Origin of the sequence: Paraburkholderia fungorum, assembly GCF_046026025.1 — a bacterium.
GTDB classification, from domain to species: Bacteria; Pseudomonadota; Gammaproteobacteria; order Burkholderiales; family Burkholderiaceae; genus Paraburkholderia; species Paraburkholderia fungorum_E.
The window spans coordinates 25,124-37,320 of the sequence record NZ_JAQQFL010000027.1 but is presented as its reverse complement, the minus strand read 5'-3'; the positions used below and the strand labels follow the sequence as shown (position 1 = coordinate 37,320).

The following is a 12,197-nucleotide window of genomic DNA, read 5'->3' as shown; positions in this document are numbered from 1 at the left end:
TGAGCCAACACTTATCTATCGAGGGCCGCGCACTTGAACATTCCTGCTCACGCTCCGCTGCATCTGCTGCATAAGGCGGCGATCGGCACGCTCGCTACCCACGCGCGCCAGCCGGAAGGTTTTCCTTATCCTTCAGTGCTGCCGTTCGCGCCGGACCCTCAACACCGCCCGACCATCCTCGTGAGCCGGCTCGCCGAGCATACGCACAACCTGCACGCCGACCCGCGCGCCGGCTTTCTTGCGGTCGACGCGCCCGACGACGACGTGCTGAGCGGCCAGCGCGTCACCTTGCTGGGCACGTTCGAACCGGTCGACTCAACCCCCGACGTCGTGCAGCGCTATCTGCGTTATCACGCGGACGCGGAGCGGTACCTGGTACTCGGCGATTTTACGTTTTGGGTGATGAGGCTCGAACGGTTGCGCTACATCGGCGGTTTTGGCGCGATGGGCTGGCTGGGCGGTACCGAACTCGATCCGCTACCGCCACTCGGTTTCGACGAAGAGAATGCGCTGCTCGAGTACTTCGCCGCTCATTCCTCAAGCGTCAGAGGACTTCAACTGCTCGGCGTCGATCGGTATGGCGCCGATCTGAAACGGGACGGTGTGCGCACCCGTTTCGCCTTCGACGACGCGAAATGCAATACCGAAACCTTGCATGCGGCGCTAGAAGATTGCATCCAGCGCCACGCTAATTAAGCTTTGATTGCTGTTTCGGGAAAACACCCATGCCGCAATAACAGCGTGGTGCGCATGTTGCAATATGTTCCGATGTTTCATGTAAAAGCTTTCATGCCATGAAATGTTGGTGCGAATTTTTTATCTTAATTTTCATTTTTTGATAGTTGATTCAATCATTACTGATGAGCGGCCGCGTTTTTCAGCAAAATGCGAAAATTAGCTATTTGAAAGGGTCCGCGTAACATCGCGGCCCGTTGAAATTTTTTGAAACGGATTGGGATTAATTTTTCGACGGTGCTTCTGCAGTCTTTCTATTTTGTGTTAATCTCGCCATCAAATTCCGAGGCATGAACACCTTCAAAGGGCAAGCTGGCTTAAGACTGGCAGTCATTTATCCAAATCACAAGGGAACCTATGTCGTCATACAAGGAACTACTCGCTCAGCGCGAGAAGCTCGAAAAGCAGATCGAAGAAGCAAAGTCGCGTGAATACGCAGAAGTGCTGAATGAGATCAAGCAGAAAATGGCCGATTACGGCATTACGCTGGCTGAACTCGGCGGTGGCCGCGGCGCCAAGGCGGCTAAAGCCGGTCGTCCGCGTGCCGGCGTCGCGCCGAAATATCGTGACCCGGATAGCGGCAGCACGTGGTCGGGCCGCGGCAAGCCGCCGCGCTGGATCGCAGGTCTGGATCGCGAGAAGTTCCTGATCCAGAAGTAATACCAATACGGTCAGGCAGTTGCGCTAATAGCGTCCACTGTGGCCAGAAGAAAACCGCGCACCGTCAAGGGCGCGGTTTTTTTTCGCCCTGAAGATTGTTGTGGTTCTTTGTCGCACGCACTCCATGAAACTGGAACGCGAATGCTTTTCGTTTAGATAAGCAACTGATTTAAAAGGATTTTTTGTGGTCTCTCCAGCGCATATCGGGATGCGCCGGGTAGAATGCAGGCATTGAACTTTTCACTTCGATTCAAACATGTCTTCCACCGCCGCCGTTCAGTCCGCCGAGAAACATCGCGTCGCGCGTAAAAGTACTTTTGTCAGTATTGCGCTCAATACGGTGCTGATGGCGCTGCAAATCGTCATTGGGGTGTTTGCCCATTCCCAGGCGCTGGTGGCTGACGGTATCCATTCGCTAGCCGATTTGATTTCCGATTTTGTCGTGCTAATCGCCAATCGGCACAGCGGCGCCAAGCCCGACGCGGATCACAATTACGGACACAGCCGTTATGAAACGGTTGCGTCGTTGTTTTTGGGCGCGCTGCTGATTGTGGTCGGGGTTGGTATGTTGTGGCGCGCCGGGACGCGTCTTGCCGATTTGCAAAGCATTCCCGCCGTGCATATGAGTGCGCTCGCGGTCGCGGTGCTAGTGCTGATTTCCAAAGAGAGCCTGTTTCGCTACATGCTGCGCGAAGCGCAGCGCGTGCGTTCAGCCATGTTGATTGCGAACGCATGGCACGCCCGCTCGGACGCCGCTTCGTCCCTGGTGGTCGCAATCGGCATTATCGGGAGCCTTGCGGGCGTGCGCCTGCTCGATCCGATCGCCGCGGCGATTGTCGGCTTCATGGTGGCGCGCATGGGCTGGACGTTCGGCTGGGACGCGCTGCAAGATCTTTCCGACCGGGCGCTCGACGAAGCCGCCTCTGCCGACGTGCGCGCGCTATTGCTCGCGACCCCCGGCGTGCGCGACGTCCACGAAATGCGCACCCGCAAGACGGGGGACTTCGCGCTGGTCGATGCGCACATTCTGGTCGACCCGCTGATCTCGGTCTCGGAAGGGCATTACATCGCCGAGTCGGCGCGTTTGCGCGTGCTGGCCGACAATCGTGTGCTCGACGCGTTGATCCATGTCGACCCGGAGAACGATGCGGTCGCTCGACCGCTCGCGAATCTGCCGACCCGGGAACGGGTCGTCGCCGAAGTTAACGCGGCATTGGCCGCGGGCGGCGTGAAGGCCGCTTCGGTTAATTTGCATTACTTGAGTACAGGGCTCGATATCGAAGTGATTTTGCCGGCACCGGATTCGCGCACTGCTCAGAGCGGTGCGCCTTCTCTTGCCGGTGTCGACCTGGACGCGCTCAGACGCAGTCTGGGGGCCCGCAATCTGGCGTTACGGCAAGGGTTGGAGACGTTCGCGGACGAAAGCGGCGCTTCAACGGAAGCCGGGCATGACGAGGTTGCTGCTCGCGTCAAAGCGATGGAACCGCATAGCACGAACTGATGCACGCCACGCGAGCCGGGCGGCTCGAAGCCGCCGCTTCACCGTCTCACAGTGGCAACTGCGTATCGAACTTGATTTCGCGCAGCACGACGCTCGTGCGCACCTGAGCGACGGCGGGAATCTTGAAGATGCGTTCGTGCAAAAAGCTGTCGTACGCCTTGATGTCCGGCGCGACGATTTTGAGGATGTAGTCGGATTCGCCGGTCGTGCTGTAGCACTCGGTGACTTCCGGACAGGTGGCGATTTCCCGCTCGAACTGCTCGACCCCGCCCTCCGTATGGCGCGTGAGGTGGATATGCGCGAGCGCGCAGACGTGCAGGCCGAGTTTTTCGCGATCCAGCAAGGCCGTGTAGCGCTGGATCACCCCGGATTGCTCCATATCCTTGATGCGGCGCCAGCATGGGGTGCTCGAGAGCCCAACCTGGTCGGAAATCTCTTGCACGGACCGGCGTGCGTCGAGCTGCAGCAGGCGCAGGATTTTTTGAGAGAACGTATCGAGTGTCAACTGCGCCTCCGTTGGCGTCGCCTTATCAACGCATGGTAGAGGGCTCGAAAACGAAACGCAATGTAAAACGGGTTCGAGGAGGGAGATTACCTAATTTGCCGGTTCCTCAGCGGCGTTTTGTCCTGTGCCGTCCCCATCTTGACCGGCCGCCAGCATGGCCGCCTGGACCGTTCGCAGATCCTTGAGCATGTTGCAGAAGAGCGCGCCCTGCTCGATCGCATCGTCGAGCGCGACATGCGTATGCGGGTGTTCGTCGAACCAGTGTTTCGGGAAACGTGGCTTGATGTTCTTGCGGTACGGCAGGCCGGTCAGCGCGAAGGCCAGCGTTTTGATGTCGAGCGCCGACCACGAAAACGGGCAGCGGCCGACAAACCGCATCATGTACCAGAACATATAGGTGAAGTCGAAACCGGCCGGCATCGCCACGAACACGGGTTTGCCCGGCAACGCCTCGACCCACTCGACGTAGGCCGTGAGCGCGGCCTGCGGATCCTGCAAATCCCTGCGACAGGCCTCCCACGCTTCCGGCTGCGTTTTCCACCAGGCTTCCTGCACCGGATGCGGCGTGGCGCCGTCGAGCAGCTCCAGATTCGCCGAGAAAGTGGCGATCAGCTGCTTGTCTTCCGTGTAAGCGGCGGAGGCGAAACTGAGCATCGAATGCGGACCGGGAATGGGGCCGTCAGCTTCGACGTCTGTGCTTACATAGATTTCGCTGCTCATGCTTCGACTCCGTCGGCCACGTACGGATTGGTGCGGCGCTCGGCGCCAAACGTGGAGGTGGGACCGTGGCCCGGCACGAAGGTGATGTCGTCGCCGAGCGGCCAGAGTTTTTCGCGGATCGAGCGCACCAGGTCGGCGTGATTGCCGCGCGGAAAATCCGTGCGGCCGATCGAGCCGGCGAACAGCACGTCGCCGACCAGCGCGAGCCGATGCGCGCGGCTGAAGAACACCACATGGCCCGGCGTGTGGCCGGGGCAGTGATAGACCTCGAGGGTTTCTTCGCCGAATTGCACGGTCTCGCCGTTTTGCAGCCAGCGGTCCGGTTCGAATGCCTCGGCAGCGGGAAAACCGAAGCGCGTGCTTTGATCCGGCAGCTTGTCGAGCCAGAAGCTTTCGTCGGGATGCGGACCTTCGATCGGCACGCCGTAATGCGTAGCGAGCGTCTTCGCGCCAGCACAATGATCGATGTGGCCATGCGTCAGGAATACTTTTTCGACCGTCACGTTCTGGCGTGCGATTTCACCCTGGATGACGTCAAGGTCGCCACCCGGATCGACGACGGCCGCCCGTCCTGTTGCCTCGCAAACGAGCAGGGAGCTGTTCTGCTGGAACGGGGTGACGGGGATCAAGGTGACTTTCATGGTGACGGCGCCGCAGCGGAAAAACGTTGATTGTACCGGCGTCTCGTCGAAGGTTGCCGAGGGCGCTGAAGCCCCGCTGCAGCGGGCTTTCGGCTGCCCATTTTTGCAGCAGAGGTGAAAATTCTTCAAGGTTTTCAGTCGCTTGCCATCCCAAAAATTTGTTTTGGGTATAATGCGCTCCATGCACAAGGAATTGTGCATGCCACACGGCGATGCGTCCCCATCAAAAATGGGCACGCGGATTGCCACTCAAGTATGGGCTACCGGCGTTTTGTCGGTGGCCATCAAGTATCGAAGCTTTCGATGCACACGTCTTACCCAGCCAGGCGCCGCGCGCCTGCAACGGACTTAAATGCCGTGACGCTGGGTGGGGCCTACGCCGCTGTTCCTGTGCGCTGAGTTGCGCGCGCAAGAACGTGTTTGCCACGTTCGATGGCGGCATGTGGGGTCTGGTCAGGCTGCCGGGGACAGGTTGCGCCAGACGTGAAAATTAACCGTGCGGTAGCGGCTGTTTGAGCCGCATCCGGGCTTTGACGTACTGCGCTTTTCCGCGCGGCGCGTTGTCGTCCATTGCCGCCGGAGTCGCAGGCAACACGCTCAACTTTTTGCGTGATGCGGCTCGACAATTTGATTGCACGTCTTATGAAAACTCGGTTATCCCGTGGTCTGGGGACTATTTTTGCCTTTTTTGTGCTGGCCGGCTGTGCTACGCCTCCGGGCGCAAGCATTACGTCTGACAACAGCGCACCGCTGAGCACGAAGAAAGCCCAGGCTGGCTCCTTCGGCCCGCAAGCTTTTGGTAGCGCGCCGGCTTCCGATGCCGCCGCGAAAGGCACATCACTTGCCGATGCCAAGCCGCTCACAGACAATGGTTCGGGCATTTCGGACTTTGAGCAGACTGGCCGCGCTTCGTGGTACGGCCGTGGCTTCCATGGCCGCCGCACCGCCAATGGCGAGCGCTACGACATGCACGCAATGACCGCGGCGCATCGTACGTTGCCGCTCGGCTCGTATGTTCGCGTGACCAATCCGGCCACTTCGCGTTCGGTTGTCGTCCGGATTAACGACCGTGGCCCGTATGCGCGCGGCCGGGTGATCGACCTGTCCATGGCTGCCGCAAGCGCGCTCGACATGCGCCATGCCGGTACGGCGCGGGTCAAGATCGAAGGGCTGACGCGCCAGGAAGCGCGTGCGGAGCTGAATGAAACGCTGGCGTCGAACTCGGGTTCGAACGCGGACAAGTAATTTGGTGGCTGGGGGCGCGAAGCAAGCGCCTTCGTGACACCCGCAGTCTGGCAGTAGCAGCAAGCTGCGTTTGCCGAAAAATGAAGGGCCGCATCCTGAACCGCACCCCAAAAGTTGGACACGGATCCAAGCTTTGGGGTGTTTTTCATGGCGCGGTCTTTTTCTTTGGCTGATCGATCGGCCGTAGCTGGCCGCCGCCGTTGATTGCTGCCGGTCTTTCTGCTCCCGCTGCAAATCTTCTCCGCAGGCGCCCATTCCTTTCGGTCTGCCTTTATTCCTCGTCTTTCTTCAGCGCCAAGGCGCGCGTGTAGAGCGCATTGCGCGACGCTCCGGTGAGGGTCGCCGCGACCTTTGCCGCGCTGCTCACCGTCAATTCTTCCAGCAGGATGCCCAGCAGCGCATCGTGATCGTGCTCGCCTGCGGCTTCCGGCTGCGCGCCTTCTACCACGAGCACGAACTCACCGCGTTGCCGGTTCGGATCGGCGGCAAGCCACGTTGGCCCTTCGGCCAGGGTGCCGCAGTGCAGCGCTTCATGTAACTTCGTCAATTCGCGTGCGATCAGCAGCTTGCGCTCGCCACCGAATGCGTCGGCCAACGCCTGCACCGTTTCGACGATCCGGTGCGGCGCTTCGTAGAACACCATCGCGTGGGGATGGCTCGTGAGCGGTTGCAGTGCCGCGGCGCGCGCTTTCGCCTTCGGCGGCAGGAAGCCGAGGAACGAGAACGTCGCGACCCAGTCGCCGGCCGCGCTCAATGCGGTGGCGAGCGCGCTTGCGCCGGGCAGCGGAATGACCGGGAAACCGGCTTCGCGCACTGCGTCGACGAGTTTCGCACCGGGGTCCGAGATGCCGGGGGTGCCCGCGTCGGACACATAGGCCACGCGCTCGCCTGCTTGCAGATGTTCGATCAGGCGCTGCGCCGCGGCCCGCTCGTTGTGCTGATGAACCGCGACGAGCGGTTTCGAGATGCCGTAGCGCGCGAGCAATTGGCCTGTGTTGCGGGTGTCCTCGGCGGCGATGCGATCCACCAGTCCGAGCACATGCAACGCACGCAGCGTCACGTCGGCGATGTTGCCGATCGGCGTGGCCACCACATAAAGCGCGGCGGCAGGGTACTGCTGCCCTTGCGCGAGTTCGGAGAGAGGAGTCATGAGGCAGAAGACGCAGACAGACAGAACGAGGCCGCCATTGTGCCACGCAGCGGTGCGTGAACCGGGCGGTGGGCAGGTGAGTGCGCGGGCCGACGGCCACAACTTTTCGAGACCAACCGGGTCCAAACTCGTCGGCGAGGCTTTCGAGATGCGTGCGATGGAGTTTTTGCAGCGACAGCGGTTGCGCTTCGTCGCGCGCAATGTGCTGTGCCGGGGCGGTGAGATCGATCTGGTGATGCGTGAGCGTGACGGCGCGCTGGTGTTCGTCGAAGTTCGCGCGCGTGCGCAGCAGCATTATGGCGGCGCGGCGGCGAGTATCGGCTGGCAAAAGAAGCAGCGGATCGTGCGTGCCGCGCGGCATTACCTGGCAACCCGTAGCAGACGTTCGCATGATGAGCCGGCGTGCCGTTTCGACGTGATTGCATTCGAAGCAGGCCGCCTCGTGTGGCTACGCGATGCGTTTCGCGCCGACGAAGTCTGATGCAGTGCGCGGCGAACACCCGTGAGTGCGATAAACTTGCGCTCGTGTACGGGCCTCGCCGGTACGACTCGCAATACGACTTCACAACACGGCCGCGCATTGCGGTTCATTCGCGGTAGAAAACAGAGACTCGATGTCAGTCGAACGCATTCAACAACACTTCCGCGACAGCGCGGCAGTCAAACTCGAAGCCCTCGAAACCTTGTCGATGCCGATCGCCGCAGCGATCGACACGATGTTCGCCGCGCTCGCCAACGGCAGCCGCATTCTTGCGTGCGGCAACGGCGGCTCGGCGGCCGACGCGCAACATTTCGCCGCCGAACTGATCGGCCGCTTCGAGCGTGAGCGCCCGGGTTTGCCGGCGATCGCGCTGAGCACCGATACGTCCGTGCTCACCGCCATTGCCAACGACTACTCGTTCGAGCAGATTTTTTCGAAGCAGGTGTGGGCGCTTGGCCAGCCCGGCGATGTGCTGCTGGCGATCACCACGTCCGGCAATTCCGCCAATGTGCTGGCCGCGATCGAGGCCGCGCACGAGCGCGAAATGATCGTGGTCGCGCTGACCGGCAACGGCGGCGGCCGCGCGCAGGAAGTCCTGAGCGATACCGATATCCAGATTTGTGTGCCGTCCGATCGCACCGCGCGTATTCAGGAAGTGCATTTGCTGACCATCCATTGTCTGTGCGACGGCATCGATGCCATGTTGCTGGGCGAAGACTGAGATTGATTCCGAAGGAGAGCTAGTTGATGAGCGTATTCCGCGTCAAGAAGACACTGGTGAGAACCGTGCTGGTGGTTGGGTTCGCGGCGGGGCTGTCCGCGACGTTGCAGGGTTGCTTTCTGGCCGTCGCCGGTGCGGCGGGCGGCGGCGCGCTGGTGGCGACCGACCGGCGCACGCTCGGCGCGCAGACCGAGGATCGCGAGTTACAGGTGAAGGCGCTGTCGCAGATCAGCCAGAACCTGCCCGACAACGCGCACGTCAACGTGGCGGTGTTCAACCGCCGCGTGCTGCTGACGGGCGAAGTCGCGGGGGACGTGTCGAAGCAACGAGCGGAGACCATCGTGCGTGGCTTGAATAACGTCAATACGATCGTCAACGAACTGGCGATCATGCCGGCCAGCTCATTCTCATCGCGCACGAACGACACTTATCTTGAGACGCGCGTGAAGACCGCGTTGATCGCCGAGAAGAACATTTCGGCGAACAACTTCAAGGTCGTGGCTGAACGCGGCTCGGTGTATCTGATGGGCCTCGTCACCATGGACGAAGGCAATCGGGGCGCCGACGTCGCGAGCCGCGTGCCGGGCGTGGTGCAGGTCGTGAAGGTGTTCCAGTACATCCAGCCGCAGGAAGCGGCGGCCGCCGCTGCAGCGGCTAGCACGCCAGCAGCCGCTTCGCAGCCTGACGCGAATGCGCCGACCGTCGGTGCGATCCCCGATTCATCGGTGAGCTCGCGTCCGCTCGATCAGCAGGCGCCGGCGCCGGTCAGCAATTCGAACTCGGTGCATCCGGGTAATCCGAAGGCAACGACGCCATGACGCGGGGCGTTATTTTCAGTGCCGTACTGTTGGCGGTTAGCGTGTTCACTGGCGCGTTTGCCGCTTCAGCATGTGCGGCGGATGCACCGCGCGGTCAGATCGTTGCGAACTCGAATGCCTGCATGGGATGTCACGCGGTGGACCGCAAACTGGTCGGCCCGTCGTTCCAGCAGATCGCTGCAAAATACAAGGGCGATGCGCAGGCGCCGGCAAAATTGGCGCGCAAGGTGAAGGACGGCGGTTCCGGCGTTTGGGGCATGATTCCGATGCCCGCGCATCAAACGATGAGCGATGCGGACATCCGCACGGTAGTGGATTGGGTGTTGGCTGGCGGGCCATCGAAGTGATGTTTTGCCGGTCGTTTTGCCGCCGGGTTTTACCGCCGCAGGGGCTTGGCAAAACGGAAAATGCTTGTGCTAGAATTATTTGCACATTGGGGGGGTAGCTCAGCTGGGAGAGCGTCGCGTTCGCAATGCGAAGGTCGGGAGTTCGATCCTCCTCTCCTCCACCAAGAATTTCCCTTTAAAACCGGCCACTTGGGCCGGTTTTTTATTGCCTCCTGCCTACATCAATCGCGGTCGTTTTGGGTCACTTTTGATCAATTGGTGTCCCAAACTTGTCCCGCGCGAATCCCTTATCAAACCGGCCGATGCGGCCTTTGTAATTCAGTTCTGCTTCCGCTCGCGGCAGCATCAGTCTGTTGACTGATCTACGCAGACCATACACAATCCAGAGCACTCGACCTTTGACTTGATCACACCGATCAGGGCCCGTGTGGATAAGCACCCTCCGCGCGCGGTTAACGACATGTCAACCGACCGATTACGAACGGCGTCGGCGCAGCGCAAGACAGAGCGCTGCAGGACATGGCGAAGGGGCCACTGAGGGCCATTCGGCCCGCCTCTTGGTACAACGCTGCGGCGTCTGGGCCATTGGCTGGTGCGCACGTTCGGTAGCTCACATGCACATATTGCTTGTGGGTCGCCGGAGTTCGCCCATGCCAACAAATTTTCCTATCGAGTTGCTGACGCTAGGGCAGCTATGCCCTCTCCTCCACAGAAAGCCTGCGACCGTCTACGCAGACATTGCCGCCAAGCGCTTCGATCGCCTGCCGCCGATCGTGCGATTACCCGGTCAACGGAAGTTGTTTTGGCGCAAGCAGGACGTTCTCGATTGGATTGACCAGCACGTCCAACCAGCGGTCGTTGCTACCGTGGTCGTGCCCAATTTCCGCAACGCTACGCGAAAGGCGGATCCGATAACCGAGTCTCCGCAATCGCGGCGAATCGGGCGACCAACGAAACGGCAACAGCTTGAACGTCTAGCAGCGGCGCGGGAGGGCAGATGAACTCCCTCGACGAGCAGACCTTGCCGCTAGTCGCTGAGGGTATGGAGGATGGATGGTCCGGCACAAGTTCGCCTGCGTCTTGCGCATCAGCGACCGTTTGTAGCTCAAAAGTATTTGCCGGAGGGGGGAGACCCCTCACCGCTGTAGAACTGGCCCTCCGGCTTCAGACTGAATCGTTGTCGCGCGCCAAAGGGCTACGGGAAAAAGAGGAGCCGCAAAAGCTCTTGTTGCCTGGAATTGACGATTTTATGCGCGCAATGTCCAACCACGTCGCCCGCTCGTCTCTGTTCGCGCCGATCGCTAAGGGATCGCGGAAGTTCCATACGGACATTCCGCTCGTGACCCGTCGCGATGCGGTGATGAGTTACACCGGGGAGCAGCTCGACGAAGCTGACGCTGACCTGGTCCTACAGCTCATCTATGAGGGGCACCGCTTTCCGCTCGGTTTGCCCGTAACGCTCAATCGAGCCGCGCTGCTGCGGGCACTTGGTCGCGAGACTGGCAAGTCACAGTACGAGTGGCTGCACCGCCGCATGAAGGCACTAACCGTAGCGACGCTTTTCATCGAAGTAAGGAAGCCGGACGGCCTCACCAAGTATCGTGTCGGCGATACAGATGCGTTCCACATCGTACAGAGCTTCCGTTACCGCCAGGCGGCCGAGAGCTATGCGTTTACGCTTGATCCGCGTTGGGCCATGCTGTTTAGCAACCGAGAGTTCGCTTTGATCGACTGGGATAAGCGGCTGCGGATGGGGCGTGGCCAAGACATGGCGAAGGCAATGCAGCGATTGCTCGCTACGTCGTCGAACCAAATACAGTCGTATGCGCTCGACTGGCTGAAAGAAAAAATGCAGTACACGAGCCCTATGCGGAAGTTCAGGCAAGCTCTAGCGGCCGCTATGCGTGAACTCGAACGATTGGAGATCATTGCAGCCTGGCGACCGGCGACCAGCATCAAACGGAAGGAGCAGATCACAATCTGGTTGTCAGTGCATCGGCATAGTGTTCCGCCGACGTCGGCATAGCGTTCCGCTTCGTCGGCATGGCGTTCCGTTTTAACGGCATAGCATTCCGGCATTGCTTCGCAAAGCATTGATATAAATTAGAAAAAGCGGTGCAGGCGTGGCCTTTACCTTCTTTTACCTTCTCTTTACTAGCGCTGCATGTGAATAACTGGGGGCATCAAAGGGCATGTCGCTCGCAGGAGCGATCTCAACCTGCCGCAAACCCTCCGGTCTACAAGCGTTGGTAGTCCGCGCCATCGGCTCGCCGGGCTACGGGGTCGCCCACCCTGCGGGCGGGCGAGTCCTACCGGACCGGCCCCTACCGGCTCGGCGGCTCCGCCGCTTCCCTACATGGCGCGGTACTGACTTGTCGGTTTGCTGGCGTCGGACAAGTTTTGCAGAGAGGAGGGCCGCAACCGGTGTCGCCCGCAACACGGCTTGGCGAGAGACTGGCCGTAGGCTGTCTTACTTCGTGGGGCAAGGCCCGTAGGGCTGCGTCAGCCCGTAGGGGAAGGGCCGCGAGGAGCCGGTGGGCGGGTGCAGCACGCCGGCTCCCATGCCGGCGCTGTCCACACCCTTGTGGTGTGGGCAGTGCTCTCGTCCACGGGCGGGCGCGGGATCGACGAATGTCTCCGCATATCGGCGGTTTGTCGGCGTGAACTGTTGGG

The 12,197-nt window shown here is 60.7% G+C and carries 13 protein-coding genes and 1 tRNA gene; 10 read left to right on the top strand and 4 right to left on the bottom strand.

Going from position 1 to position 12,197, the window contains the following annotated elements; translation table 11 throughout:
• The first annotated feature begins 33 nt into the window (after window positions 1-33).
• The 3 genes from PQR67_RS25960 (at window position 34) to PQR67_RS25950 (ending at window position 2,896) form a co-directional block, all read left to right on the top strand.
• Window positions 34-696, top strand: coding sequence for a HugZ family pyridoxamine 5'-phosphate oxidase (locus PQR67_RS25960; protein WP_408465494.1), 663 nt, complete (start codon window positions 34-36; stop codon window positions 694-696).
• A 396-nt stretch (window positions 697-1,092) separates the two neighbouring features.
• Window positions 1,093-1,395: an H-NS histone family protein gene (locus PQR67_RS25955; RefSeq protein ID WP_028197784.1), complete on the top strand. Its 303-nt coding sequence runs from the start codon at window positions 1,093-1,095 to the stop codon at window positions 1,393-1,395.
• A gap of 256 nt (window positions 1,396-1,651) precedes the next feature.
• Entirely contained in the window at window positions 1,652-2,896 is a 1,245-nt protein-coding gene (locus PQR67_RS25950) for a cation diffusion facilitator family transporter (RefSeq protein ID WP_408465492.1), read from the top strand.
• A 46-nt stretch (window positions 2,897-2,942) separates the two neighbouring features.
• Here PQR67_RS25950 and PQR67_RS25945 read toward each other — a convergent pair whose 3' ends face one another.
• The 3 genes from PQR67_RS25945 to PQR67_RS25935 all read right to left on the bottom strand — a co-directional run bounded on the left by PQR67_RS25945 (window position 2,943) and on the right by PQR67_RS25935 (window position 4,762).
• Window positions 2,943-3,401 (bottom strand): Lrp/AsnC family transcriptional regulator, encoded by a 459-nt coding sequence (locus tag PQR67_RS25945; RefSeq protein WP_012431468.1) that lies wholly within the window; start codon window positions 3,399-3,401, stop codon window positions 2,943-2,945.
• A gap of 90 nt (window positions 3,402-3,491) precedes the next feature.
• Window positions 3,492-4,121, bottom strand: coding sequence for a 3'-5' exonuclease family protein (locus PQR67_RS25940; RefSeq protein WP_408465490.1), 630 nt, complete (start codon window positions 4,119-4,121; stop codon window positions 3,492-3,494).
• The gene (locus tag PQR67_RS25935) at window positions 4,118-4,762 is read right to left on the bottom strand and encodes an MBL fold metallo-hydrolase (RefSeq protein ID WP_408465488.1); all 645 of its coding nucleotides are present in this window, start codon (window positions 4,760-4,762) and stop codon (window positions 4,118-4,120) included. The genes PQR67_RS25940 and PQR67_RS25935 overlap by 4 nt, the downstream gene beginning before the upstream one ends.
• Window positions 4,763-5,404: 642 nt before the next feature.
• On the opposite strand from PQR67_RS25935, the gene PQR67_RS25930 reads away from it, so the two are divergent.
• Window positions 5,405-6,007: a septal ring lytic transglycosylase RlpA family protein gene (locus PQR67_RS25930; RefSeq protein WP_408465486.1), complete on the top strand. Its 603-nt coding sequence runs from the start codon at window positions 5,405-5,407 to the stop codon at window positions 6,005-6,007.
• Between the two features lie 271 nt (window positions 6,008-6,278).
• On the opposite strand, the gene rsmI is transcribed toward PQR67_RS25930, so the two are convergent.
• A complete protein-coding gene (gene rsmI / locus PQR67_RS25925) occupies window positions 6,279-7,157 on the bottom strand; it encodes a 16S rRNA (cytidine(1402)-2'-O)-methyltransferase (protein WP_408465484.1) in 879 nt (292 codons plus the stop codon).
• 37 nt (window positions 7,158-7,194) lie between these two features.
• Between rsmI and PQR67_RS25920 the strand changes: the two genes are divergently transcribed.
• The 6 genes from PQR67_RS25920 (at window position 7,195) to PQR67_RS25895 (ending at window position 11,550) form a co-directional block, all read left to right on the top strand.
• On the top strand, window positions 7,195-7,638 hold the full coding sequence (locus PQR67_RS25920) for a YraN family protein (RefSeq protein WP_408465624.1): 444 nt from the start codon (window positions 7,195-7,197) through the stop codon (window positions 7,636-7,638).
• 133 nt (window positions 7,639-7,771) lie between these two features.
• Window positions 7,772-8,359, top strand: coding sequence for a phosphoheptose isomerase (locus tag PQR67_RS25915; RefSeq protein WP_408465482.1), 588 nt, complete (start codon window positions 7,772-7,774; stop codon window positions 8,357-8,359).
• A 26-nt stretch (window positions 8,360-8,385) separates the two neighbouring features.
• A complete protein-coding gene (locus tag PQR67_RS25910) occupies window positions 8,386-9,177 on the top strand; it encodes a BON domain-containing protein (protein ID WP_408465480.1) in 792 nt (263 codons plus the stop codon).
• A complete protein-coding gene (locus PQR67_RS25905) occupies window positions 9,174-9,524 on the top strand; it encodes a c-type cytochrome (protein WP_408465478.1) in 351 nt (116 codons plus the stop codon). The genes PQR67_RS25910 and PQR67_RS25905 overlap by 4 nt, the downstream gene beginning before the upstream one ends.
• An 88-nt stretch (window positions 9,525-9,612) precedes the next feature.
• Window positions 9,613-9,688: transfer RNA gene (locus PQR67_RS25900), tRNA-Ala, on the top strand.
• Between the two features lie 833 nt (window positions 9,689-10,521).
• A complete protein-coding gene (locus PQR67_RS25895) occupies window positions 10,522-11,550 on the top strand; it encodes a replication initiation protein (RefSeq protein ID WP_408465476.1) in 1,029 nt (342 codons plus the stop codon).
• The last annotated feature ends 647 nt before the right edge of the window (window positions 11,551-12,197 follow it).

What these genes read in the sequence shown, in the direction of transcription:
- PQR67_RS25935 (WP_408465488.1), bottom strand. Translation starts at nt 4,762, where the DNA reads ATGAAAGTCACCTTGATCCCCGTCACCCCGTTCCAGCAGAACAGCTCC.
- PQR67_RS25950 (WP_408465492.1), top strand. Translation starts at nt 1,652, where the DNA reads ATGTCTTCCACCGCCGCCGTTCAGTCCGCCGAGAAACATCGCGTCGCG.
- PQR67_RS25940 (WP_408465490.1), bottom strand. Translation starts at nt 4,121, where the DNA reads ATGAGCAGCGAAATCTATGTAAGCACAGACGTCGAAGCTGACGGCCCC.
- PQR67_RS25955 (WP_028197784.1), top strand. Translation starts at nt 1,093, where the DNA reads ATGTCGTCATACAAGGAACTACTCGCTCAGCGCGAGAAGCTCGAAAAG.
- PQR67_RS25915 (WP_408465482.1), top strand. Translation starts at nt 7,772, where the DNA reads ATGTCAGTCGAACGCATTCAACAACACTTCCGCGACAGCGCGGCAGTC.
- PQR67_RS25930 (WP_408465486.1), top strand. Translation starts at nt 5,405, where the DNA reads ATGAAAACTCGGTTATCCCGTGGTCTGGGGACTATTTTTGCCTTTTTT.
- rsmI (WP_408465484.1), bottom strand. Translation starts at nt 7,157, where the DNA reads ATGACTCCTCTCTCCGAACTCGCGCAAGGGCAGCAGTACCCTGCCGCC.
- PQR67_RS25905 (WP_408465478.1), top strand. Translation starts at nt 9,174, where the DNA reads ATGACGCGGGGCGTTATTTTCAGTGCCGTACTGTTGGCGGTTAGCGTG.
- PQR67_RS25910 (WP_408465480.1), top strand. Translation starts at nt 8,386, where the DNA reads ATGAGCGTATTCCGCGTCAAGAAGACACTGGTGAGAACCGTGCTGGTG.
- PQR67_RS25895 (WP_408465476.1), top strand. Translation starts at nt 10,522, where the DNA reads ATGAACTCCCTCGACGAGCAGACCTTGCCGCTAGTCGCTGAGGGTATG.